The 22,695-nt window shown below is 44.5% G+C and carries 22 protein-coding genes, 1 tRNA gene and 1 rRNA gene; 8 read left to right on the plus strand and 16 right to left on the minus strand.

Annotated elements, in window-relative coordinates; translation table 11 throughout:
• Nucleotides 1–60 precede the first annotated feature (60 nt).
• From MKHDV_RS07590 to MKHDV_RS07605, 4 genes are read right to left on the minus strand one after another with little or no spacing between them, the layout of a single operon-like run.
• On the minus strand, nt 61–1,659 hold the full coding sequence (locus MKHDV_RS07590; RefSeq protein ID WP_160713907.1) for a DEAD/DEAH box helicase: 1,599 nt from the start codon (nt 1,657–1,659) through the stop codon (nt 61–63).
• A gap of 18 nt (nt 1,660–1,677) precedes the next feature.
• Entirely contained in the window at nt 1,678–1,980 is a 303-nt protein-coding gene (locus tag MKHDV_RS07595) for a GIY-YIG nuclease family protein (RefSeq protein WP_160713909.1), read from the minus strand.
• A gap of 46 nt (nt 1,981–2,026) precedes the next feature.
• Nucleotides 2,027–2,746 carry a metal-dependent hydrolase gene (locus MKHDV_RS07600; protein WP_160713911.1) on the minus strand — a complete coding sequence of 240 codons (720 nt, stop codon included), beginning with the start codon at nt 2,744–2,746 and terminating at the stop codon, nt 2,027–2,029.
• A gap of 29 nt (nt 2,747–2,775) precedes the next feature.
• Nucleotides 2,776–3,339 carry a UbiX family flavin prenyltransferase gene (locus MKHDV_RS07605; protein WP_160713913.1) on the minus strand — a complete coding sequence of 188 codons (564 nt, stop codon included), beginning with the start codon at nt 3,337–3,339 and terminating at the stop codon, nt 2,776–2,778.
• 471 nt (nt 3,340–3,810) lie between these two features.
• On the opposite strand from MKHDV_RS07605, the gene MKHDV_RS07610 reads away from it, so the two are divergent.
• Nucleotides 3,811–3,887 (plus strand) — tRNA-Arg (locus MKHDV_RS07610).
• Nucleotides 3,888–4,935: 1,048 nt separating this feature from the next.
• Here MKHDV_RS07610 and MKHDV_RS07615 read toward each other — a convergent pair.
• The 10 genes from MKHDV_RS07615 to flgB all read right to left on the minus strand — a co-directional run bounded on the left by MKHDV_RS07615 (nt 4,936) and on the right by flgB (nt 14,099).
• Entirely contained in the window at nt 4,936–5,520 is a 585-nt protein-coding gene (locus MKHDV_RS07615) for a hypothetical protein (RefSeq protein ID WP_216846885.1), read from the minus strand.
• A 193-nt stretch (nt 5,521–5,713) separates the two neighbouring features.
• Complete coding sequence (locus tag MKHDV_RS07620) at nt 5,714–6,394, minus strand: hypothetical protein (protein ID WP_160713917.1); 681 nt, start codon at nt 6,392–6,394, stop codon at nt 5,714–5,716.
• Between the two features lie 28 nt (nt 6,395–6,422).
• Entirely contained in the window at nt 6,423–7,907 is a 1,485-nt protein-coding gene (locus MKHDV_RS07625) for a hypothetical protein (protein ID WP_160713919.1), read from the minus strand.
• 268 nt (nt 7,908–8,175) lie between these two features.
• Nucleotides 8,176–9,489, minus strand: coding sequence for a FliI/YscN family ATPase (locus MKHDV_RS07630; RefSeq protein ID WP_160713921.1), 1,314 nt, complete (start codon nt 9,487–9,489; stop codon nt 8,176–8,178).
• A complete protein-coding gene (locus MKHDV_RS07635; RefSeq protein ID WP_160713923.1) occupies nt 9,486–10,250 on the minus strand; it encodes a FliH/SctL family protein in 765 nt (254 codons plus the stop codon). Before MKHDV_RS07635 ends, MKHDV_RS07630 begins: the two co-directional genes overlap by 4 nt.
• A complete protein-coding gene (gene fliG, locus MKHDV_RS07640; protein WP_371416021.1) occupies nt 10,237–11,187 on the minus strand; it encodes a flagellar motor switch protein FliG in 951 nt (316 codons plus the stop codon). The genes MKHDV_RS07635 and fliG overlap by 14 nt, the downstream gene beginning before the upstream one ends.
• A gap of 34 nt (nt 11,188–11,221) precedes the next feature.
• Nucleotides 11,222–12,847: a flagellar basal-body MS-ring/collar protein FliF gene (gene fliF, locus MKHDV_RS07645; protein WP_160713925.1), complete on the minus strand. Its 1,626-nt coding sequence runs from the start codon at nt 12,845–12,847 to the stop codon at nt 11,222–11,224.
• Nucleotides 12,848–12,896: 49 nt separating this feature from the next.
• On the minus strand, nt 12,897–13,223 hold the full coding sequence (gene fliE / locus MKHDV_RS07650; RefSeq protein WP_160713927.1) for a flagellar hook-basal body complex protein FliE: 327 nt from the start codon (nt 13,221–13,223) through the stop codon (nt 12,897–12,899).
• A gap of 25 nt (nt 13,224–13,248) precedes the next feature.
• Nucleotides 13,249–13,689 carry a flagellar basal body rod protein FlgC gene (gene flgC / locus MKHDV_RS07655; protein ID WP_160713929.1) on the minus strand — a complete coding sequence of 147 codons (441 nt, stop codon included), beginning with the start codon at nt 13,687–13,689 and terminating at the stop codon, nt 13,249–13,251.
• Nucleotides 13,689–14,099: a flagellar basal body rod protein FlgB gene (gene flgB / locus MKHDV_RS07660; RefSeq protein ID WP_160713931.1), complete on the minus strand. Its 411-nt coding sequence runs from the start codon at nt 14,097–14,099 to the stop codon at nt 13,689–13,691. The genes flgC and flgB overlap by 1 nt, the downstream gene beginning before the upstream one ends.
• A 316-nt stretch (nt 14,100–14,415) precedes the next feature.
• Between flgB and MKHDV_RS07665 the strand changes: the two genes are divergently transcribed.
• The 5 genes from MKHDV_RS07665 to MKHDV_RS07685 all read left to right on the plus strand — a co-directional run bounded on the left by MKHDV_RS07665 (nt 14,416) and on the right by MKHDV_RS07685 (nt 18,095).
• Entirely contained in the window at nt 14,416–14,970 is a 555-nt protein-coding gene (locus MKHDV_RS07665) for a tetratricopeptide repeat protein (RefSeq protein WP_160713933.1), read from the plus strand.
• Between the two features lie 242 nt (nt 14,971–15,212).
• Nucleotides 15,213–17,000 (plus strand): bifunctional diguanylate cyclase/phosphodiesterase, encoded by a 1,788-nt coding sequence (locus tag MKHDV_RS07670; RefSeq protein WP_160713935.1) that lies wholly within the window; start codon nt 15,213–15,215, stop codon nt 16,998–17,000.
• Between the two features lie 72 nt (nt 17,001–17,072).
• Nucleotides 17,073–17,510 carry an AzlC family ABC transporter permease gene (locus tag MKHDV_RS07675; protein WP_160713937.1) on the plus strand — a complete coding sequence of 146 codons (438 nt, stop codon included), beginning with the start codon at nt 17,073–17,075 and terminating at the stop codon, nt 17,508–17,510.
• On the plus strand, nt 17,435–17,779 hold the full coding sequence (locus MKHDV_RS07680; protein ID WP_371416020.1) for a hypothetical protein: 345 nt from the start codon (nt 17,435–17,437) through the stop codon (nt 17,777–17,779). Before MKHDV_RS07675 ends, MKHDV_RS07680 begins: the two co-directional genes overlap by 76 nt.
• Complete coding sequence (locus tag MKHDV_RS07685; RefSeq protein WP_160713941.1) at nt 17,772–18,095, plus strand: AzlD domain-containing protein; 324 nt, start codon at nt 17,772–17,774, stop codon at nt 18,093–18,095. Before MKHDV_RS07680 ends, MKHDV_RS07685 begins: the two co-directional genes overlap by 8 nt.
• Before the next feature lie 363 nt (nt 18,096–18,458).
• Here the strand turns inward: MKHDV_RS07685 and MKHDV_RS07690 are convergent, their stop codons facing one another.
• On the minus strand, nt 18,459–19,277 hold the full coding sequence (locus MKHDV_RS07690; protein ID WP_160713943.1) for a rhodanese-like domain-containing protein: 819 nt from the start codon (nt 19,275–19,277) through the stop codon (nt 18,459–18,461).
• A 287-nt stretch (nt 19,278–19,564) separates the two neighbouring features.
• On the opposite strand from MKHDV_RS07690, the gene MKHDV_RS07695 reads away from it, so the two are divergent.
• Both MKHDV_RS07695 and MKHDV_RS07700 read left to right on the plus strand, forming a co-directional pair.
• The gene (locus tag MKHDV_RS07695) at nt 19,565–20,767 is read left to right on the plus strand and encodes an FprA family A-type flavoprotein (RefSeq protein WP_160713945.1); all 1,203 of its coding nucleotides are present in this window, start codon (nt 19,565–19,567) and stop codon (nt 20,765–20,767) included.
• Between the two features lie 331 nt (nt 20,768–21,098).
• Nucleotides 21,099–21,671 carry a hypothetical protein gene (locus tag MKHDV_RS07700; RefSeq protein WP_160713947.1) on the plus strand — a complete coding sequence of 191 codons (573 nt, stop codon included), beginning with the start codon at nt 21,099–21,101 and terminating at the stop codon, nt 21,669–21,671.
• A 941-nt stretch (nt 21,672–22,612) separates the two neighbouring features.
• On the opposite strand, the gene rrf is transcribed toward MKHDV_RS07700, so the two are convergent.
• Nucleotides 22,613–22,695: ribosomal RNA gene (gene rrf, locus MKHDV_RS07705) — 5S ribosomal RNA — on the minus strand; the annotation flags it as partial.

A 22,695-nucleotide genomic window follows, 5' to 3' on the forward strand; every position in this document is an offset into this window, starting at 1 on the left:
AAGACCATAAAAAAAGGCTGCCCAAACGGGCAGCCTTTCTTATTTCTATAGCTAGGAGTCTTATCGACGGGAAGCAGGTTCAACGAACAATTTGTTGCCGCGAATCTGGTTGCCGTTCATTACGTTAAGAACTTCCTGTGCGTAGTCTTCTGGAACTTCAACGAAGGTGAAGCGATCGTAAATATCGATTGCACCAATCATTTTACCAGGAAGACCGGATTCACCAGCGATTGCACCTACGATGTCACGTGCGCCGATACGGCTTTTGCGACCAACGTTGATGAACAGACGAACCATGCCTGCCTGTGCGCCAGTGTCGCCGAAGGATTTTTTCTCTTCCGGCATTGCGTCACCGAGTTCACGATGCATGAGAATTTTAAGCAGCGCTGCTGCCATCTCAGTAGTAGTGAGGTCGCCATCAAATTCGTTCTGAATGAAGTCATTAACGATGGTGAGGTAACGATCAAGTTCGTGTTTGTTGATGTTGTCGCGAATTTCGTCGAGCAGTTTGCTTGATTTCGCATTTTCAACGTCAGCAATGGTAGGAACCTGGTGCTGTACGATACGTGCTTTAGTGTAGCGTTTGATATCGCGAAGCTTCCAGAATTCTTTACCGGAAACAAAAGTAAACGCACGACCCATACGACCTGCACGACCTGTACGGCCGATACGGTGAACGTAGTATTCTACGTCGTTAGGGATATCGTAGTTAACTACTGCTTCAACGTCGTCTACGTCGATACCACGAGCTGCTACGTCAGTTGCAACGAGCACTTCGATGTTACCTTTACGGAAACGGTTCATAACGCGGTCACGCTGAGTCTGGTTCAAGTTACCGTGCAGACCGTCTGCCTGGTAGCCATGACCCTGAAGATTCGCAGTAAGTTCGTCTACGCCACGTTTAGTGGAGCAGAATACGATTGTGAGCTTAGGGTTGTATACGTCGAGTACACGACAAAGAGCATCCATTTTCTGGAAAGGACGAACTTCGTAGTAAATCTGTTCAATGTTAGGAACAGTAAGAACCTTCTGAGTAACTTTAAGGAACTCAGGTTCTTTAAGGAAGCGTTTAGCAAGTCCAAGAATCTCGTCACGCATGGTAGCGGAGAAGAATACTGTCTGGCTTTTTTCCGGAACCTGTTCAAGGATGAACTCGATGTCATCACGGAAGCCCATGTCGAGCATTTCGTCCGCTTCATCAAGAACAGCCATGCTGATTTCCTGAAGGGAAATAGTACCACGTTTCATGTGGTCCATTACACGACCAGGAGTACCTACGATAACCTGAACACCACGACGCAGAGCTTTAATCTGACGATCGATTGGCTGGCCACCGTAAATAGGAAGTACAAACACGCCACGTTTACGCTTAGCGAGTTCAGTAATCTCTGTAGCAACCTGAATAGCAAGTTCACGAGTAGGGCAAAGAATGATTGCCTGTGGAGATTTTTGACGCACGTCGACTTTTTCCAAAGCTGGAATACCGAACGCTGCGGTTTTACCCGTACCTGTCTGAGCCTGACCAATTACGTCCTTACCTTCGAGAAGGGGCGGGATGGCCAAAGCCTGAATTGGAGATGCTTCTTCAAATCCCATGTCTTCAACTGCTTTCAATAACTCCGGAGACAACGGGAGATCAGAAAAAATACATCTTTCCATAATAAAATTCCTTATGCACTAACTGGCATCTTGTGACTGCGCTGCAGAAGAAGCGAACTCTCTGACGCACCTGTTCAGAGTTTCTACTTTCTTGCCGGAGGGCTGTCTTTTTATGTTACATTCTATCTTAGAAGCTGTGCTCCGATCCGGAACAAAGGCGCTGGCAATCAGGGAAACTGGGCGTCTGGAGCGTGTATATCTTGCTCCTTTACCCGAGTTATGTTCGCCAAGGCGTCTGTCCATATCGGTTGTTATGCCGCAGTAGAGCGAACCGTCTGCACATCGCACAAGATAGACTACCCAACTTGTTTTTTTCGACATCGTTTTGTCTTGCCCGATACCAGTCCATGCAATTCACTGACTTCTGCTAACATTTACAGTCAGCAGCCGTTGTGTTTTCAAGCTTCAAAGTATCACCTGGTTTTAAATCGTACAGGCGACAATCCGGAGCATAATTCTTCAACTGGTAAGCAAAATCTTTTGTGTTCTGTTCAAGGACGGGGAAGGTGCCCCAATGCATCGGCATCACGCTTTTGCATTTAAGCAGACTGCATGCGAGCGCCGCCTGTTTTGCATCCATAGTAAACACGCCACCTATCGGCAGCAGGGCGAGATCGATGTCATACAATCGCCCCCATAATTCCATTCCTGAGAAAATTCCTGTGTCACCGGCATGATATACGGTGTATCCGTCGTCCAGTCGGAAAATATACCCGACAGGAGCACCGGATTCTGTGGAATGGTAGGCTTGTGTCATGGTCACACTCACACCTTCCACCACAATGGTACCACCAATATTAAAACCGATGCCATTAATAACCTGTTCCTGCGGAATGCCTGCCGCTACTAACTTATCAGTTGTACCGACAATCGCACCAAGCTTAGCACCTGTGGATTTACAAATTTCGACTGTTGAACCGGTATGGTCATCGTGATCGTGGGTCACAAACACAGCATCCGGTTTCGATGCATTCTGCCATGTGCTGGCGGCAGAAGGGTTTCCTTCAAAAAACGGATCAATTAATATTGTCGCTGAAGGAGTTTTCAGTTGAAAATTCGCGTGTCCATTCCATTGCAATTCCTGCATGTGCTGTCCTCCGGCTAAAGTTGAAGCGGCTAAATACCGTTCCAGCGTTTAACTAAAGCATGCTCGATGCCTAAATGATCAAGCATTCTACCTACCAGATGAGTACAAATATCTTCTATCGTCTCAGGCTTTGAATAAAAGCCCGGAGTAGGTGGCATAATAAGCGCACCTGCTTCATCGGCCGCGAGCATGTTCTGCAAGTGTATACGATTCAGCGGTGTCTCGCGAGGAACAAGAATAAGCTTTCTACGTTCTTTCAAAGTTACATCAGCAGCTCTATGTATAAGGTTAGAACCGATACCGTTGGCGATTGCGCCAAGAGAGGCCATAGAGCACGGACAAATAATCATACCGTCGTGCAACCAGGAACCACTTGCCGGTGCTGCCCCAAATTCATGTTGTGAGTAAACAGAGTGTGCATAGGAGGTGAGATGATCGAGAGTAAGCCCTGACTCAAGCTCGAGGACTGTCTTAGCTGCATCAGATACAATAAGATGTACTTCAGCCTGAGAAGTGGCGGCGAGTTCTTTGAGCAGCGTAACTGACAGTGGCATGCCACTGGCGCCTGTCACGGCTACAACAATCTTTTTCATGACTCTCACTTACTATCGGAGCATCTCTGTTCCGGTGTAACGTTAAAAAAACGCAGACAAGACAAACTAACAGCAAAGACCATTTGCTTTGCATTATTGTCTTGCAAGCGGCTTTACCAAACTAATTATGCGAGTGCTAGAAAAATAATCTCTAAAAAGGTTTTTTCTCTCATTTTGCACAATTTTGTCAAATTTGATTTCTTTTTTTGTTATTTGTTGTAACAAGTTCAAAATATTTGTGCCTCGAACAGTCTCAAATAACAAATATGTGACTTTTTGCTTTTTCATGATGCAAATCGAGACAAATCGAGACACAATTGAGCGCCTGTAAACAGACCTATCATGGCACAAAGGCCTCATGTCCCGCTGACATTCTCGCTTTATTACTTTACATCATTTTATGCTGACAGGGCATGGCAACACGTTATATAACTTGACATCATAGACTCTCAAGTCTACTTAATCGCCCACGGGCTATTAGCTCAGCTGGATAGAGCGCTGCCCTCCGGAGGCAGAGGCCACAGGTTCGACTCCTGTATAGCCCACCACTTTGTGAGACATCACAAAGAAAAGTCCCCTTGCAATTTTGTAAGGGGATTTTTTATTATCTATGCCCTGCTGCACAGTTCTGTGCACAATTCTTTCTCTACAACTACGCGAGTGTAACAGATGTTACATTTACATCAAGCTTTCATTTCACCCTATCTATATTTTTTTCTACAAACACGGTTCAATACCGACAGCCATCTCTTCCTTACGCAAATTCTACATATCTGACTATCCAAACATAATTGAATAGTTGCCACACCTAACGGGTCGTCAAATCTACGCCAAGCGCCATTTAATAGAAGTTCTTCAAAAAATCTAACACAACTGTCTCGTTAGACGGCCTTCGACCTTCCTGCTCACATAAATTGCACAAAGCAGGCTTGAGGGAAGTAGTAGGAAAAACATATACCTCATGAATGATACAAACAAAGCACTTCCTTGTAACACACCACCACTAAAGAAGACTTCTCGATAATACGGAAACGACGCGTCAGCAATAAATAGAATATTTCCCCCCAGAAATATTGTGGCAAAAAAATGAAAAATGAAAAAAACACCGAAATGAAATCTTTTCTGCCAAAAAGCTCGCTAACACTCCAGACCAAACAACCACGCATGGATAAAACATAAAGTATCTATAGCCATAGGTAAGGCTCAAGTAATGCCGACAATCACCATTAAAGTAACGTCGCAAAAAATATCGATCCACATCACCTTGATCTACGAAAATACTGCCGACAAACAGTGTTAATAAAAAAAATTCCGATAGATAGCCAGAAAGCCTTAAAACATCTCCATCTTCTGGTGTGCCTGCTTTGCAAAAAATAAATACTCAAGCTCGCCAAAAGCAAAGCAATCCAAAAAGCTATTGCGAGAGAAATGAAGGCTAAACGACAACCTTCACATTCGGTAGGCCAGATAGGAAGTAAATGCAGCAGGGATTGTACCGCCATAAAAAATCCGAACCAGAGCCCACACCAAATACCAACGTGCTGCATGGCTTTTCGTGCAAACAACTGCCGTAAAAAAAACCTACGCATCCAATTACTACTCATGATCGAAACACTGGGAATGATCGCTCTCGGGAGCTTCAATCACTTCGACAGGGATATCCAAACTCTCGGAGATTGCCTGCAAAAGAGCTTTCTTATCTAATTCCATCCCATAACACCCTTGCACCATATATTGTGGCCTCAACTCATACCACAAAGTGGTTATCTGCATTTCCCGTAAAGGGGGTATCGGGCAAACATCCTGCCCCCATCCATTACTAACATGTTCACTTCCACTCCCTAAGTGCGCACTACCAATATTTTGACCTAGCCGCACATGCTCTTTGTTTACATAGACAGCTACAGAGATAGAGTTCCCTTTTGTGGATTGGTATATATCCCACACAGCACTCACGGCTGTATCTATAATCTGCTCAGAAGTTACTGTCGAATATGCTTCGAGTGAAAGCCCCAGCGTAATTGAATAGGTATGGAACCAAAGCCCGCCAATTTCCTCTTTTTCAGAAGCTAACACTGAATATGGAAGAGCATGAGGTGTGGCAGGTTTAACAAGAGCTGCAAAGCATTGTGTGGCTAACAGCAAGAAGAGAAGCGAAAGAAGAAAAACACGTTGGAGCATGGGGTATCTCTTATGCGGTAAGGGGGAGAGAATGGACAGGAAACCAACGAAGGTTGCATAACCCAAGTTAGACAAATCACGCCGGTCGGCTATTTTAGAAAAAATTACCCTTTGCATTGAACAAACAACTGGTTACAGCAATTTTAATCCAAAATTAATTCCGAAAAAAAGAACAACACCAACTGCAAAAATTTTAAAAAAAAATATCAAAACCTATTACGGAACAAAGAACTATTTTAGGCAACAAACCTTTCGGATAAAATGTTCCATTACGATAAGGTTTCTTTTTCGCACGAATTAAGCCCAACAAAGCTGTATTGTTAGCCTGGTTAGTAAAGGGATCGTATTCGTTTTTCTCCTCATAGGTTCTCTTTGTAAAATTCTGGATAATAAACTTTTTTCCGAAATGACGAGGCAATACCAAAGCAAACACAACAATCATAAATAAAATAACAAATTGCCCGTAAAAAAAAGCTGCTGCACATATGTCATTAATAAAAGTCTGTGGAAATGAATTAACAATACCCATTACCCACTCTATATATTTATAGAAAACAATTCCAAAAATTGCAGTGAATACTATCAGAGTTGTTATAGCTGAGCCCCACATAAGAACATGCAAGCCAAACGATTTAGGAACATTCAATTCCCCAAAAAGATATTTAAATCCATATGAGAAATACCGTGCTCGCTGTGAGTGCCAATCATCAAAACTAGGGTCAATATCTACACCTAACGATCTATCTAAACGACACAATCCACCCAACAACATCATATACACAACTAGGGCTATTGAAATCGCACTCGCTACACAGACCACCAAAATAGATTTTTCCATAACAGATTTTAGTAAAAGCAAAAATTCTTGTTCCATGTGTCTTCCTAATAACTATTAATTATGGTTATTCAAACACGTTATCCCACAAACGTCCCAATTCTCCATCATACACGACTTCCGCCAAATCGTGTGACCATCCACTGCCATAGGTGGCACCTACTCCTCCTGCTACCAAAAGAAGAGGAACAGTAACAATTGAGCTTGAAACCCCTAAGGCCGTCAAAGCACTTGCAGCGGCAATTTCAAAACCCAATCCTACATAATAGCCACCTGTAACCCTCGCAGCTTCTGCGGTAACAACCCTTCCCACATCTCCTCCTTCAGTGGTTGCAGCAGTATAGACCTTCGGAGCTGACAGCGCGATATCCAAATATAAAAAAGTCCTACCTGAGACTTTCACTTTCTTTGCACTTTTAGCAATAACCTCTGTCCGTCTGCCAAGAGATCTCACTTCACCGCTTTCAAGCAATGCATCTGCATTGTGGATTATTGATTTAGTAGACAAGCCGAGAGTATGTTTAACCTTAGGGTATACTTTTATCCCAGAAGCCTTCAAAGCTAATTTATCTAGTGGTCTCTGTAACTTTTGAAAAGTTTCGGCCCTTACCATCTTAAGGGACTCTGGCAACTTTTTACTTTCCACAATTTCTGGTGCTGCTTTTTTATACGCACTATCCAAAGTATCAATTGAATTTTGAAGTTCTTTAAACACGTTATCAACTCTATTATTTAAGGCACCTCCCCATGTTTGTATTTTTCCTGCACTATCCGAGAGTGTTCCTTCAGATTCCTTTTTATTTGCTGCACTATGATCAAAACCATAAAAGTGGTTGTTTAAAGCATCACTAGTTTCCTCAGGCAAAGAGTGTATCCCCCTGTGTGCGGCTGTTGCTTCAACCTTTACCTCTTTCAGCTTATTAACATCCTCCTGTACTACAGGATCTGTAGTTGGAATTACAACAATCTCACCTTTACGTACGTAATCATCTAGGTGCTCATTATGCTTAGTTAAAAAAGCTCTTTTGTCAGCTTGTTCCTTAGCTGGAAGCAGCTCTTTTAATATCTCTTCTTTTTGCTGTCCGTTTTCAACAAGCATCCATCCTAAACAAAATTCTGTTCTAGGGTTCTCTTCGCAATTAACCGTATCAGGAACAACAGGTTCTGGAGAATACTCAGCAACAACATTTTCACTCTCATCTGCAAGCCCAAATCCATATTTTGGACGGACTTTACCCTGAGTCCGAACATGCTGTATTTTAGAACGGAAAGAACTATTGAGAAACGAAGACTCCATGCCATTACTATCTAAAATTCCGTGAAACGCTTTTCCGTCTTCTAATATAACAACATTACCACTCGAAATATCTTGCAGTAATTTGTTCTTGCCCATATCGCCATTACAAAATGGTGACAAAAAGTTCTTAAGCCCAAAAATTTTTGCACCAGCAATATTAAGCTCTGAACTAACTATTCGCACTGCTGTATCTGGATGCACTACTTGCGACAATTCATCAGTATATAAATCACAATATTTCTTTGCTTTCATCATTCAAAAAAACCCACATTATTGGTAAAAACATAAAATTAATATAAACACATTCATTCGCATAACTTGTTTCGTTTACTCATTATTGCATTTTCAATCTATAGTTTTTTCTATACAAGACCACAAAAAAAAGGCCGTAACATAATGTTACGCCCCTTTTTCATGTGTACTGCATTAAACAAAGCAGCCTGTAAGCAATGCGTACTGTCATATCGCCGTACAGTGCGCTGGAGTACGGGCGTCCCTTCCCGTTGCCTTCGGCTGCTCCGATTTATTGTTGTACTAAAGTATGCAACTGAGAATAGGATTCCTCGATAGTACAAGGATCTTCTACCCGTTGCTGCAAAAATTCGTTTACTTTCGGCACCATTGCGATGGCTTTATCCACCACAGGGTTTGAGCCATGGGAATATGCGCCGATGTTTACCATATCTTCCACTTTCTTATAGGCAGCCAGCAACTTGGTTACAGACTGTCCTTCCTCGATAACGTCGCGGGTACAAATATCACCACGAAGACGGGAGACAGAACGCAAAACGTCGATTGCTGGATAATGTCCGTTATCCGCAAGATCACGCGTCAAAACGATATGCCCGTCGAGGATTGAACGAACAGCATCAGCGATTGGCTCGTTGAAATCATCACCATCAACAAGAACGGTATAGATTCCGGTAATACTGCCTTTATCACTGTTGCCTGCGCGTTCCAAAAGTTTTGGAAGCTGAGTAAATACTGTCGGGGTGTAGCCCTTGGTTGTTGGCGGTTCACCCGTTGCAAGACCAACTTCACGAGCTGCCATTGCGAATCGGGTTACTGAGTCCATCATGAGCAGAACGTTTTTGCCCTGATCACGATAAAATTCTGCCACTGCGGTTGCAGCATAAGCGGCACGCATACGTACAAGGGGTGATTGGTCGGAAGTTGCCACGAGAAGTACTGAGCGCTTCATGCCTTCAGGACCTAAATCCTTTTCCATGAATTCCAGAACTTCACGCCCACGTTCGCCAATCAGCGCAATGACGTTAATGTCTGCTTCAGTGTATCGAGCCATCATACCCATAAGGGTAGATTTACCAACACCGGAACCCGCCATAATACCAACACGCTGTCCTTTGCCCAATGTGATGAGACTGTTGATGGAGCGTACTCCAACGTCCAGCGGCTCTACAATGCGCGCACGGGAAAGCGGGTTAGGTGGTGATGCATACAACGGCTTGTAGCCTTCAGCGGTATGCATCGGCATTTCTGATCCAAGCTCATTGCCAAACGCATCAAACGCTTTACCGAGCATGTCATTACCCACAGGAAAAGTCGGCGGCAGGCTTGAATTTCGGATAAGTGACCCCGGCTTAATGCCGCGCATGTCACCGTACGGCATGAACAGAATGTTGCCGTCACGAAAGCCTACGACCTCTGCCGGAATCTGCTTTGCACCATCTTCAGGAATAAGTTGGCACACGGCTCCCAGAGGAGCTTTGATTCCACACCCTTCTACAATGAGACCTACAACTTTATTTACCTTACCAAAAGACTGGTTCGGTTCTAAATTTGTCAGCAACTCAAGGGCACCACGCGGGTCGATCATATCTGATCCTCAGGAATCACAAGCTGATCTAAAATTTCGTTTACTGCCTGTTTGCGACTGACGATGGTGTTATCCACCATGCCATCACGGCTTTCCACAAGAATGCCACCGGCAACAATTGTGGGATCAGACTTTACGCTCCATGCTTCCAGACCGCTGTAGTGGTTCTGAGCATTTTGAATAATGCCGGTGATCATCTTTTCGTCATCCGGATGCACAGTAATAATCAGCTGTCTGCGCTCGTCCAGAACCTGCACAGCTTCTGCAAAAAGCTTTTCCAAAGATGCCTGTCGGTTTTCTGACATCTCTACAGCGCAAGTCCGTTCAACAGCAGAACGAACAATCGTTACAAGCTCGCTGCGCCAGTTATTGAAGATGTTGGAGCACTGTCCCTGAATGGCACCAAGAACACCGGATACGGAATCCGCATGTTGCTGCTGCAATGCTGCAAGCTCTTCCTGAGCCTGCTGACAGCCATGCTCGTAGCCTTCCTGATGTGCTTTTTCTTTAATCCATGCTGCTTCTTCACGCGCTTTAGCAAGAATGCTTGAAGCACGTTCGGCTGCACGCTCACGAACCCGCTGCATGTAGGCAGCTTCTGTGGCGTCATCCCACTGCTGGGAACGTGAACCTTCCACGCCTTCCAGAGTGTGCTCGTTAGAAGCACCGGGACCGGTGAAAATGGTACCCCACGCAGCCACACCTTTCGGTGCAGCTGTGTCGGATAAAATATTGCCAGAGATAATGTTAGATGAAGACATCGTTGCCTCCGCGTCCGATGGCTATGCGTCCTTCCATTTCGAGGCGGCGTACAATCTTTACAATTGTCTGCTGTGAACCCTCTACGTCGGAAAGCTTTGTAGGTCCCATGATCTCCAAATCTTCCCGTATCATGGTTGCCGCACGCTCGGACATGTTGCTGAAGAATACGTCCTGCATATCGTCGGAAGCACCTTTGAGCGCCATAGTCATATCCTCGTTGGATACTTCTTTCAGCAGCTCGCGGATACCACGACCGTCCAGTGTTGCCACGTCTTCGAATACGAACATGAGGTTTCGAATGTCTTCTGCCATCTGTACAGATTCTTCTTCGATCTCTGCGAGTACTTCTTCTTCGGTAGCACGATCCACTGCGTTGAGGATTTCCGCAACAGCAGCAACGCCGCCCACTTTCTTGCCTTCTTTGCCACCCATTGCAATGAGCTGGCTCTGCAACACTTTGTCTACTGCCATAAGCATATCTTCCGGTACTGCTTCAAGACGGGCAAGACGCATAAGCACTTCTGGTCTGATTCCGGCAGGGAGCATCTGAATAAGTTCTGCTGCCTGATCTGAATGCAGGTGACCAAGAATAAGTGCCAATGTCTGCGGGTGTTCGTTACGCAGGATCTGAGCAAGAATACGAGGACTTACGTTTTCAAGTTCACGGAACGGTGCCGGACCATTATCCAGCTCCAGTGTATCCATAATGTATTTGGCGGTTTCACTATCAAGGTTTTTCAGGAGCATACGACGGGTGGCTTCTTCACCACCGGAAATCATCTCTTTGCCCGCGATCATTGAATGGTGAAACTCACGTAAAATGTCTTCAACATCTTCTTTAGGAACTGTGTCCAGTTCCATCATGGCTTTTGAAATTTGAGCAATGTCTGCACGGTCGAGACGTTTAAACGTCTCGGCGGTGAACTTGTCTCCCATCGCCAGGAGTAATACGGCGGTTTTTTCCGCGCCTTTAAGCTGAGTGGCCAACTTTCTGCCCTCCGGTATCTTTAAGCCAAGACTTCAAGATGCCTACAGCCTGTTCCATGTTCTGTTCGGAAATCTGTAATGCATGCGCCTTAATGTCTTCAATCTTCTTCAGTGCATCCAATGCATCAATCTCTTCTTCACCTTCAATAAGCGCTATGCGCTCTTCGCCCATTGGAAGTCCTTCAAGACCTTCCATAACCTCGCCTGCTTCAACCTTAGGTCGAATAAGTGCGAGAATAACCGGACGAACAATAAGGAGGAGGAAGAGGAAAACGAGTACTGCGTTAAGAATCGGCTTACCCATGCGCATTGCATAGTCACCGATTACTTCTGCAAGACTGCGTTCGCGTTCTACATTCAGTTCACCGAAAGCGATACAGGAAACTTCGATGGCGTCACCACGAGCTGTTTCAAAACCTACCGCGTTGGAAACCAACTCTTTGATGCGAGTCATTTCTTCTTCGGTGCGCGGTGTAAATACCATCTCACCAGTTTCTGCATTTGCTGCGTACATACCGTCAACTACAACCGCAATACTGAGACGATCCACCTGACCCACAGGGGTTATGATGTTCTGCTCTTCTTTGTTGATTTCGTAGTTGAGCGTAGATGTTTCACGAGTAGAATCCTGCTGGCTTATACTACCGCCAACGCCGTCACCCCTGAAATTTGCATCGGGAGTTCCCGCTTCAAGGTTAGCGGTACCGCGAGTTGTTTCTTCGCTTTTCTGCTCGGAACGGATAACGGCACTGTCTGGATCGTATAATTCTTTACGGATAGTACGCTGATTGAAATCAAGGTCTGCGTTAACTTTCGCAATAACCTTACCTGCGCCGATGATAGGATACAAAAGTTCCTGAATGCGCATTTCCAGATTTCGCTGGATGGTCTGTTTATGGTCGAACTGTGTTGATGTCATACCCTCGATGGAAGTTTCATCTTCAGGGTGATACAGCACAGTGCCCTTTGTATCCGCGATGGATACGCGACCTTTTTCCAGACCTTCAACAGACATGGTCATGAGGTTAACGATTGCCGTAACATCTTTATTTGACATTTTTTGCCCCTCTGCGAGGGTCAAAACAACAGAAGCAGACGGTGGCAGCTCTTCCTCAATGAACAAGCTTTTCTGAGGGATCACCAGATGCACACGGGCTGATTCTACCGCAGGAAATTCCGTAATGGTACGGCTCAATTCACCCTGAAGTGCGCGCTGGTAGTTAATTTTCTGTACAAATTCTGTCTGCCCGACTTTTACTTCATCAAAGACTTCGAAGCCAATGCCCTGTCCAGTTAAACCACCTTCACCGGCGATCTTAATACGCATGTCGTATACTTTATCTGCTGACACAAGAATGGTGGAGCCGTTGTTTTCCAGACTGTAAGGAACTTTTTCAGCCTGCAAAACTTTAACGATTCTATTCGCATCCTCAAGAGCAAGATTAGAGTACAGCAACTGCATGTCCGGCTTATTCAGCCAGAACAACAACGCGAAAAACACGCCGAGTACAGTAAGCGCAAGACCACCGATAAATACCCGTTGCGAGAGGGTAATACTCGACCAGAAATTTTTTGTGCGATCGACAGCATCGTTTAACATGGGGGACATTATTTACTCCGAAAAATACAGTTAATAAATGGCGATATAACAGTATGAATTAGAACTGCATTTTGCTGATTTCGTTGTAAGCATTAAGAACCTTGTTACGTACGGCGGACGTAAGGTTCATAGCTACACTTGCTTTTTGCAACGTAATCATAAGTTCGTGCACGTTTTGCTGCTCACCTGAGGCAAAAGATTCGACCATGACAGATTTTTCCTGCTGCATGTCGTTTACTTTTTTCACAGATGCTTCAACCGTATCTATAAAAGAGGTGGTTGTTTTTTCTTCAGATGCAGTGGACTGCTGCACCTTTTTATTACCAGCTGCAAAACTGTTTAAGGCTTCTGAGTACGCCTTCATTCCTATATTCTGAATAGACATGGATTACTCTCCTAACATTGCCCGCCTAACTGCGGCCAAGCTCCAATGCTTTGTTGTACATAGTTTTTACGGCATCCATTGAGGAAATGTTTGCCTCGTAACTGCGCTGTACAGTCATGAGATTAGCCATCTCTTCCACCACGTTGATGTCAGGATAAAAAACATATCCTTCTTCGTTTGCATCAGGATGCCCAGGTTCATAAACCTGTTTAAGCGGGCGTGAATCCTGTGCGACCTGACTGACTCGTACACCGCGCAAGTCTCTATCCATTGCAGTCTTCATCTGCTTGCTGAATGGATGGTCAACTTCAGTTGCCTGCAACACAACGGTTTTACGTCGGTACGGGCCGCCTTCCGCTGTTCGGGTGGTTTTTGCGTTTGCAAGGTTCATTGAAATAACGTTCATGCTTGTACGCTCTGTACTGAGCGCAGAAGCTCCGATATCGAGTGCTGTCATGAAATCCATTATTTAGCTCCGCTTGCGATGATGCTTTTCATACCTTCAAAATTGCTTTTAACTACTGTTGCCAGTGTGTTGTAGCGCATGGTATTTTTAGCCATCACAGCCATTTCTTTATCCATATCAACACGGTCTTCACCGTGAACAACGCGCAGTGGCATCGCTTTTTCCCATTCCGGTCCGAAATTCTTCGGATCAAAGGAAGCAGGAACATGTTTGCCGGAAGTGCGTGTCATCTTTCCACGACCATCAATATTCAGCGCTTTCTGCAAATCTTCCTCAAAATTAACCCTGCGGGCGAGATATCCCGGAGTTTTGAGGTTTGCCATGTTACTCATGACAACATTCTGACGCTGTAACTGCATGTCCATAACCTTCGCACTCAGCAAAGTATGGCTTGGAAATAAACCTTTCATGCAGAACCCTCCTTTTCACTAGTTTCCCGCTGTCTCCCTTGCTCCGGGAGCCAACGGTACTCAATATAAAGCAAAAGGCGTTCCACACTTGCAACTCGTTAGTTTTGTTATATCTTTTATAAATCTGTCATTTTTATTCTACAAAAAAAGAAACGGAGTGACAGAGAATTGTCACTCCTAAGAATGGAGACGCATATAGATTTTGGCATGGTAGTTGCTGAATATCCTGCAGAAACACAAAAGCTGAACTATTTTTCCTACACGCCTAATCGTATGAATTTGTGGGGATGTAGCTAAACTCAATAAGGATACCCGTATGAGCGACTACCAGACATTAAAAGTACTTGGCGAATACCATCTCGCGTTAGGCGACACTCTTAAAGCTATTGAATGTTTTGAAGGTGCTATGGAGCTTAATAACGAATCTTCTGAGCCGCTTCTTGGCCTTGCCGCAGTCAGCATCTTTGCTGGTGACCACGACGGCGCGTTATCGCTCTATATGAAAGCTGCCGCTATGGAAAAAAGTGCCCGCGCACATGCCGGTATCGGTCTTGTTCTTGCGGAACAGGGTAAGCACGATGAAAGTTTTACCCATTTCCTTACAGCTCTCTCCATTAATCCAGTTGATAAGGTAGCTCTTAACTGCCTTCTCCAGCAGGGTTACAGCACCGAGCGCGTTGAAGAAATTCTTCCTGCTTTTGCACGCGCTTTGGAAGAAGACGAAACTGACACTGCAGTGCGCTTCTCCTATGCAACTTGTCTTTTTTCAACAAACCGTAAAGACGAGTCTATTGCAGAATTCAACAAAATTTTACGCCTTGATCCTGAACATAAGGCAACTAAAGAAGTACTCACGCACATCGCTGCGTAGTTACCCCCTCCACAAAGTTGTAAGGCACCCTGTGCTGAGTTTAGACTCAGAACAGGGTGCCTTATTTTTTAATCAGTTTCCTCGTTATACATTTTTGTGTAAGTAGATTAAAGAATATTACACATCACACTTGTTCTTTTTTATTCCGTGTACTAGCGTAATTTAATATAACATTTGTATGTTTTATTAGTCTGTTAGACGGGATTCATCCTGCTCAATCTAAATACAACAGGGAGTTAGATATGGCAGGAGCTACGGTTCCAACAAGTACTGAGGCAGAGCACGTAGACAACGCACAGCGCACCCGACCTATCTTCTACGCCAATGACTCCGCCCGCGACATGGTACTCCATTCACCGCTGTGGGAATTCTGGTATTCCGCTGATGGAGCACTGGAAGTCGTTTCCCACGCCTGCGAAATATGCTGCGGATACGAAGCAAAGCACTTTTACCGTAACTCTCGATTCATGGAAGCCATCCTCCTTGAAGAACACCTTCCGCTATGGCACGGACTATGGCGCAAGATGGATGAGGGGGAAAACTATGCATGTGCAGAATTCCAAATCCGCTTGCCGGACAGCAAAAAACGCTGGATGAAATTTGAAGCAAGCCGCGCCTTAGATGCCGACGGCTGCGATTGCGGTATTCGAGCTTTTTGCCACGACATCACAGCACACCGCAGTGTTGTGCAGCAACTCACCCACTTCACATGGCATGACAGCCTTACAAAACTCCCTAACCGTTGTAAGTGCATAGAAAAAATAAAAAAAGCCATCACTCGTGCCAAAGCTACCAATCATTGGAACTTTTCCGTCATCTATATAGACATCGACCGTTTCAAGAACATTAACGATTCTCTTGGTCATGCCGCCGGTGACGCTATTCTTTGCAAACTTGCAGACCGCCTCCGCTCTTCTACATACGGCTTTGAAACTGTCTTCAGAATTGGCGGTGACGAATTTGTGCTTATGTATGAGGACACCACTGATCATCAATCCGTCCACCGCTCCATCGAAACTCTCATCAAGCGTATCAAGCGCCCTATTCTATGGAACGGCAAACAGATTCATATGTCTGCCAGTTTTGGCGTCATGCACGGCGATTCAGAAGTAGACACAGCAGAACGTTACCTGCAAAACGCACATGTAGCGCTCAACCACGGACGCTCCAACGGAACAGATGGAGTTGCTGTCTACGACTCACAAATTTTCTCCAATGCACTCAAGCTGATCAGCATGGAACTCGATCTCCACAACGCTCTTATTAATGACGAGTTCTTTCTCGTATACCAGCCTGTTGTAGATACCGTAACGCGCGCCATGACAGGCTTTGAAGCGCTTGTTCGCTGGAAAAACAGTCAGGGCAACATCATTTCTCCAACAAAATTTATTCCGTTGGCAGAAGAAACAGGTCTGATCCTGCAGCTTGGCGAATGGGTATTGCATGAAGCATGTTCAACACTTGCAGGATGGCGCAAGAGCAATCCACTATTCAAAAATTTAAAAGTAAACGTTAACCTCTCTGCACGCCAGCTTTCCGACTTGGAGCTAACGGACATTGTTTCCAATATTCTTGAAAAAACCAATCTACCACCAGACTGTCTTCGTCTGGAGGTAACCGAAACCATGCTTATGGAAAATCCAGACTATGCAGACATTACCCTACGCAGACTCAGAGCATTAGGCGTGGGATTATGCATTGATGATTTCGGAACCGGCTACTCTTCACTCATGTACCTGCAACAATTTCCTATCAGCAATTTAAAAATCGACAGAAGCTTTGTTGCAGACATGGAGAAAAACCCCGCTAACTATGAAATAGTAAAAGCGGTAATTGCTCTTGCACACGCATTAGGCTTAACCGTTGTCGCTGAAGGGGTAGAAGAAGAGGAACAGCGAATAATGCTGCTAGAGGCAGGATGTGACTTTTCTCAGGGATATTTATTCTCGCGCCCAATCCCTCCGCAGGAACTTCCAAGCCTTCTCAGCTCCATGCAAGCCCCCCAGAAATGCCTCCCGCAGGCAGGATAACACCTTTCTTTATAGCTACGTGTAACATGAAAAGAATTCGACAGAGGACGATTACGATAGTACCCTGCTGAGATGTCAAAAACTCGCTCTACTAAAGAATCCTTCCTCACCGGCGCAAGCACCATCATCCCAGTAATGCCGGGCATTGTTCCCTTCGGTATGCTTACTGGGGTCGTTACAATTGCCGCCGGAATTTCTCCGCTCAAAGCCATTTTCATGACAATTTTCATGTTCGCCGGAGCCGCACAGGTTTCCGTTGCCCAACTTATGACAGAGAACAGTTCAGCCATCATTATCGTGGCTACAGCCATCATGATCAATTTGCGCTTTGTCATGTACAGTGCGTCAATTACGCCGCACCTCGGTCCATTAAGTCCTTGGCAGCGCTATATCTCTCGTACACTTTGTCAGATCAAGCGTACGCGGTTTCCATTGTGGAATTCACACAGAAGAGCAGCAAACATCACAAGCTCCCCTTCTTCGCCGGTGCGTGTACATCTCTCTATGTAACGTGGATGATTTCGACAATCAGCGGCATTTTTTTCGGCTCACTTATCCCTCCGGAATGGTCTTTTGACTTCGCAGTACCGCTCACCTTTTTAGCGCTGCTCGTGCCTAACATTGTTGATCGCCCGTCCGCTCTTGCCGCAGTCGTCGCCGCAATTGTTGCCATCCTTACGGTTTCGCTTCCGTACAATATGGGACTCATGATCGGGGCATTCTCTGGTATCTTTACCGGATATTTTGTCAGTAAAAGAAAAGGAGCATGCCATGAGTAATAGCACGTTCTGGATTGTTATTTCCGTCATCGGTGTCGCTACCATTATTATGCGCGGTTCTTTTATCCTTACGGCAGATCGATTCAAGCTTAGTGACAAGTTTACAGATATTCTCAAGTTCATTCCAGCGTCAGTGCTTGCGGCACTTGTCGCACCAGCAATTTTCTACCATGAAGGCATGGTTGACGCTTTACAGGGTAAAGAACGCCTGCTCGCCGGAATTATTGCCTTACTTGTTGCATACAAAACGCGAAATATTTTTTTCACCATTCTTACCGGAATGGGAACATTGTATTTGATGCAGTACTTGTTCTAGCAGCCTGCACTTGGGGTCTAAAAAACTTTTACCCACAATTGCATCTTTAGATTGCGCAAAAACAAAAAAGCCTCCAAGCTGAAACTGTAAAACATTGCCGCTCTTCGTAACGACAAAAAATTGGAGCCAATCTCGCTCCCACGGTAAACTGAGTTCTTCTTTTACCATCGAACTCTTTTACCACATATAACAACTGGAGGACTCTTGGTAGTTGCACTTGCATTTATTCTTTCAGCATCATTATTGATAGCTAAGCTCGCCAACAAAAAAAGCCCACAATTAGTACGAATCAATAAAAAAGTAAAAAAAAATCCCCTGTTACGAAGATACGTAACAGGGGATTTTTGTATTCTTAACCGCACATTATCTACAGTTATTCAATGCTTCAGCAGCAATACGCATGTGCTGCTTTTCTGACTGACAAAGTGAGAGAAAATGCTTTTCCATCACAGAGTCTTTATACAAGTGTGCCATGTTCCGGTACAAATCATATGCAGAAAATTCTATGGCCATAGCCATTTCAACAACATTCTGACATTCAGTACCTTCTTGCATCAGCTTCTCTGCAAGCTCATCAAAGTCGAGTCCACCTTCAAGGATATCTCCCGGAAGAGAGGCATACACAGATTCAAAAGACGGCGGGTTGTCCTGAGATTTTTCCCAAAACTTGTAAATCATATGGGCATGTGCTTCTTCAGCTTTAACAAGCGTCTCCATTACTGGAGTAAAAGGAGCATTCGGGAACTGTTCCAAAACAAGTTCATAGAATTTATGAGCACCTTTTTCCAAGTTCATTGCCTGATACAACAAATCTGCATCAGAGCCTTCCATATCGAAAACTTTCAAGTTAGGCATATCCTCGATGTAATGTCCGTCCCACTCGAGATAGCCACCGAGCATATTGTAAACTTTTCCTTCAAACTCTGGATGCGTTCCAATAAAAACAGACGCAGCAACGGAACGTTTGCCTGACAGGCAGTAAACAATGGTCTCTTTAGTTGAAGAAAGTTCTGAAATGCGTTCTTCAATTTCACCAACCGGAATCAGAATTGCTCCGGCGATATGGTCTTCTTCGTATTCATCGAGAAAACGAACATCCACCAACTGGTATTGTTCCTCTCTGGTGTTACCCATAAAGCCTCTTACCTCGTCGACGGTAAGATCTTGGTATTCTTTTTCCATTTCCGGTCCTTCTTCTGCCCACTAGGGAGTAATTATATTCACAAACCTGCCTGAAATCTTGGCTAAGAGCAGGCACACTAGCCCCTTCACACGATAACAAGCTAGTATCAATCACAAAAAAACAACTAACAATCTGAAAAGAATAAGTTTAATCTTGCAAAGAATGTCGCAACGCGATAACCACAAGATAGACTATTTAATAGTAATAGTAATTAAATCTATTAATAACTTTTTTCTTAGAATTTTTAGTATCTCATTTCAAGTGGAAATAGATAAGGGGTCAAAAAATGAACGATATCAAACTTGCAAAAGGTATTTACTGGGTCGGCGCTGTTGATCGGGACATCCCACCTTCAAGCGGCTATGCAGGTACAAGTTATAACGCATATTTGATCATTGATGATAAAGTGACTCTGGTTGATGGAGTAAAAAAATCTCACCGTGACCAGTTCTGGGCTCGCATACGCAACATTATCGATCCTGCAAAAATCGATTACATGATTGTGAACCATGTTGAACCGGACCACTCCAGCAACTTCCCTGAGATCATCAGCACAATTAAGCCTGAGAAAATTTTCTGTTCTGCGCCGGGGAAAGAAGCAATTATTGCCCATTTCCATGATGCGAGCTGGCCGTTCGAAGTAGTTAAAAGCGGAAACGAAATTTCACTGGGTGAAAGAACTGTTCAGTTCATTATGACCCGCATGCTTCACTGGCCGGACTCAATGTTCTCCTACCTCAAAGAAGACGGCATTTTGTTCTCTAATGATGCCTTTGGTCAACACATTGCGTCAGATGACCGTTTTGATGACGAGGTAGATATTGCAGAACCGCTTAAAGGTGCAAAATTCTTCTATGCCAACAACCTCAACCTGCTTTCACCGCTTATCAAAAAGACATTACGTGCTTTGGATACGATGGATTTAGGTCTGCGCATGATCGCACCGGATCATGGATACATCTGGCGTAGCCATCCTGATAAAATTCTTGAAGCGTACGCAGAGTGGAGTTGTCAGAAGCATTCTAAAAAAGCGCTTGTTGTGTATGACACTAAGTGGAAGTCCACTGAAATTATGGCACATGCCATTGCACAGGGAATCGAAGAGAAAAATGTTCCGGTTCAGCTTTGCAGTTTAAAAACATGGCATCGCGGTGCAATTATGGAAGAGTTCCTCACTGCCAGCACCATAGTCATGGGAAGCCCAACCATCAACAACGGTGTAATCCCAAGTATGGCGGCATTTCTGCACTACATAACAGGTCTCAAGCCTAAGAATAAAATTGGTGCATCTTTTGGCTCCTATGGTTGGGGTGGCGAAGGTGTGCGTCAGATCAACAGTACGCTTGATGATTTGAAAATCACACGAGTGGACGATGGCTTACGCATCAAATTTGTACCAGACGAAGCACAGCTTAAAGACTGTGTCGAATATGGACACAAAATTGCGGAAGCAACACTAGCGTTCAATCCAGGTTGTGCAAAAGATTAAGTTCAGTACGGATTAGATATAATAAATTGTAGCCGGTTATCTCAGGATAACCGGCTTTTTTTATTCACTGCACATAATGCATACAATGATTCATCTTGATAACTTATGTTCTGTATAATCAAACCGTAACGTTCATATTGCCGGACACAATAGAAATTGAAAAAAATGAAAGGGTACATAAAAGAGTGCAACAGAATCAGATAATCTACGTAGTCCAATTTTATAGAAGCCTCCTCAATTTTTTGGGATGAATTTTAAACAAATAGCGAATGTTCAGAGAAGAATAGGACTGCTATTTATACCCTAACAAAACGAAAAAAGTGAGGTCCTTATGAATACCGTAGTTAAACAATTTTTTCTCGCTCTTCTCTGCGTCTCTTTTTTTGCATTATCAGCTCAAGCTGAAACAACCACCCCAACTAAAACAATCGGGCATGGCTCATATTCAGTGACCATCCAGTCTGATTTTCAGGATGTAGGTCAGCTTTCAGTTTCTGTTCCATTAAATTCAGAAGTAAGCGGCCGGTTCCCCCACAGCTCAATGCACTCAAAAGTATATACCGACGGCGAAACTATTCTATTTGTCCAGCGTATGTCTGCGCCAGTGTCAAACAACTACTTCAAACCACTTAGTGGAACCAACGTTGCTAAATGGGGTAAGAACTGGCTCAAAAACAGCTACAGCATGAATGTTGCCAACACCACTCGTGAATTTAACAAGTACAACAACTTTATCAAAAACCACTCTCTGACAGAAGCAACTGACTACACGGTGGAAATATTTGATCGCCTTGTCAGCCCTACCAGCATCATCCGTGTTCTTGCATTTACTCCACAGGGAACAGCAAAACTTCCAGCAGTTCCTAAAGCAACCAATCGTTACTACGTAGAAATCAATAAGTAGCGCTAATGTAACTACCTCCGTTCCTAGTCATTAGCATACGACAAAGCCCTGCCATGCATTTCACTGCATGCGGGGCTTTTTTTAGATTCTATTAAAAGATTGCAGATACGCTTATCCCAGCTTGAACAGCAACGAGGCAAAGGATCTTCATAAATGAGAAGCACTCCTTCTCATTTCCGCCTTCGAATTGGAGGCATTTATTCTCGGCCTGTTTTTAGTACCTAACCATGCAAAACGAACTTCTTTTGAGTCACCGTGAATATTCCGAGAATCATAATGGAAAGGGGACGCACGGGATCACGAGGTTAAGCGCAGAGGGAATGGAAAGGTAGCGGCAGCCGTTGGCGAGGAACGAGCAGTACGGATGGCTTATGCAAAGCTAGATCTGCGCTAGCATCTCCCGTCCCCCCGCGAAAGCGTGGAATGGGAAAGCTTGGGACTTGGTATCAGTCAAAACAACTGAAGCACCTAGGACCCTATGAACTGGAAGCATTACTAGCCAGATAAAAACAGCAAAAGCCGTCTACCTTAAGATAGACGGCTTTTGTACAATTCAACGTAATCAATTTCTTCTTAATCCAAAGAACTGGAAATGCAATTGTAGAGCCCAACTGCCTATTCAGACACAAATGCTGAGAATAAAGAAAAAAAGGAAGAGCCAACCAAGTTCCGTTCTACAGGAATCAACACTTTTTGATTTCATAGAACAGTTTGGCCAGCGGCGTGCCGCCTTGAACCATAATTACTCAAATAGCTTCTGCTTCGGCACAGCCTCAGACAAAAGCCTCGGCGTGCGCAAGAAACGTGGTTCTTGCTTGCCTTGCGCCCGATGGGCGCTCAACGGCTTCGCCGCGGCTCTTATCGCCTGTGGGAAAGTAGGTTGAGCTATACAAACAGAAAAAGCCCGTTAGCTATAAAGCTAACGGGCTTTTTGAAATAAATCTTGGCAGCGACCTACTTTCCCACAGGCTCCCCTGCAGTATCATCGGCGATGGTTGGCTTGACTTCCGAGTTCGGAATGGGA

This window comes from Halodesulfovibrio sp. MK-HDV (assembly GCF_009914765.1).
Classification (GTDB): domain Bacteria; phylum Desulfobacterota; class Desulfovibrionia; order Desulfovibrionales; family Desulfovibrionaceae; genus Halodesulfovibrio.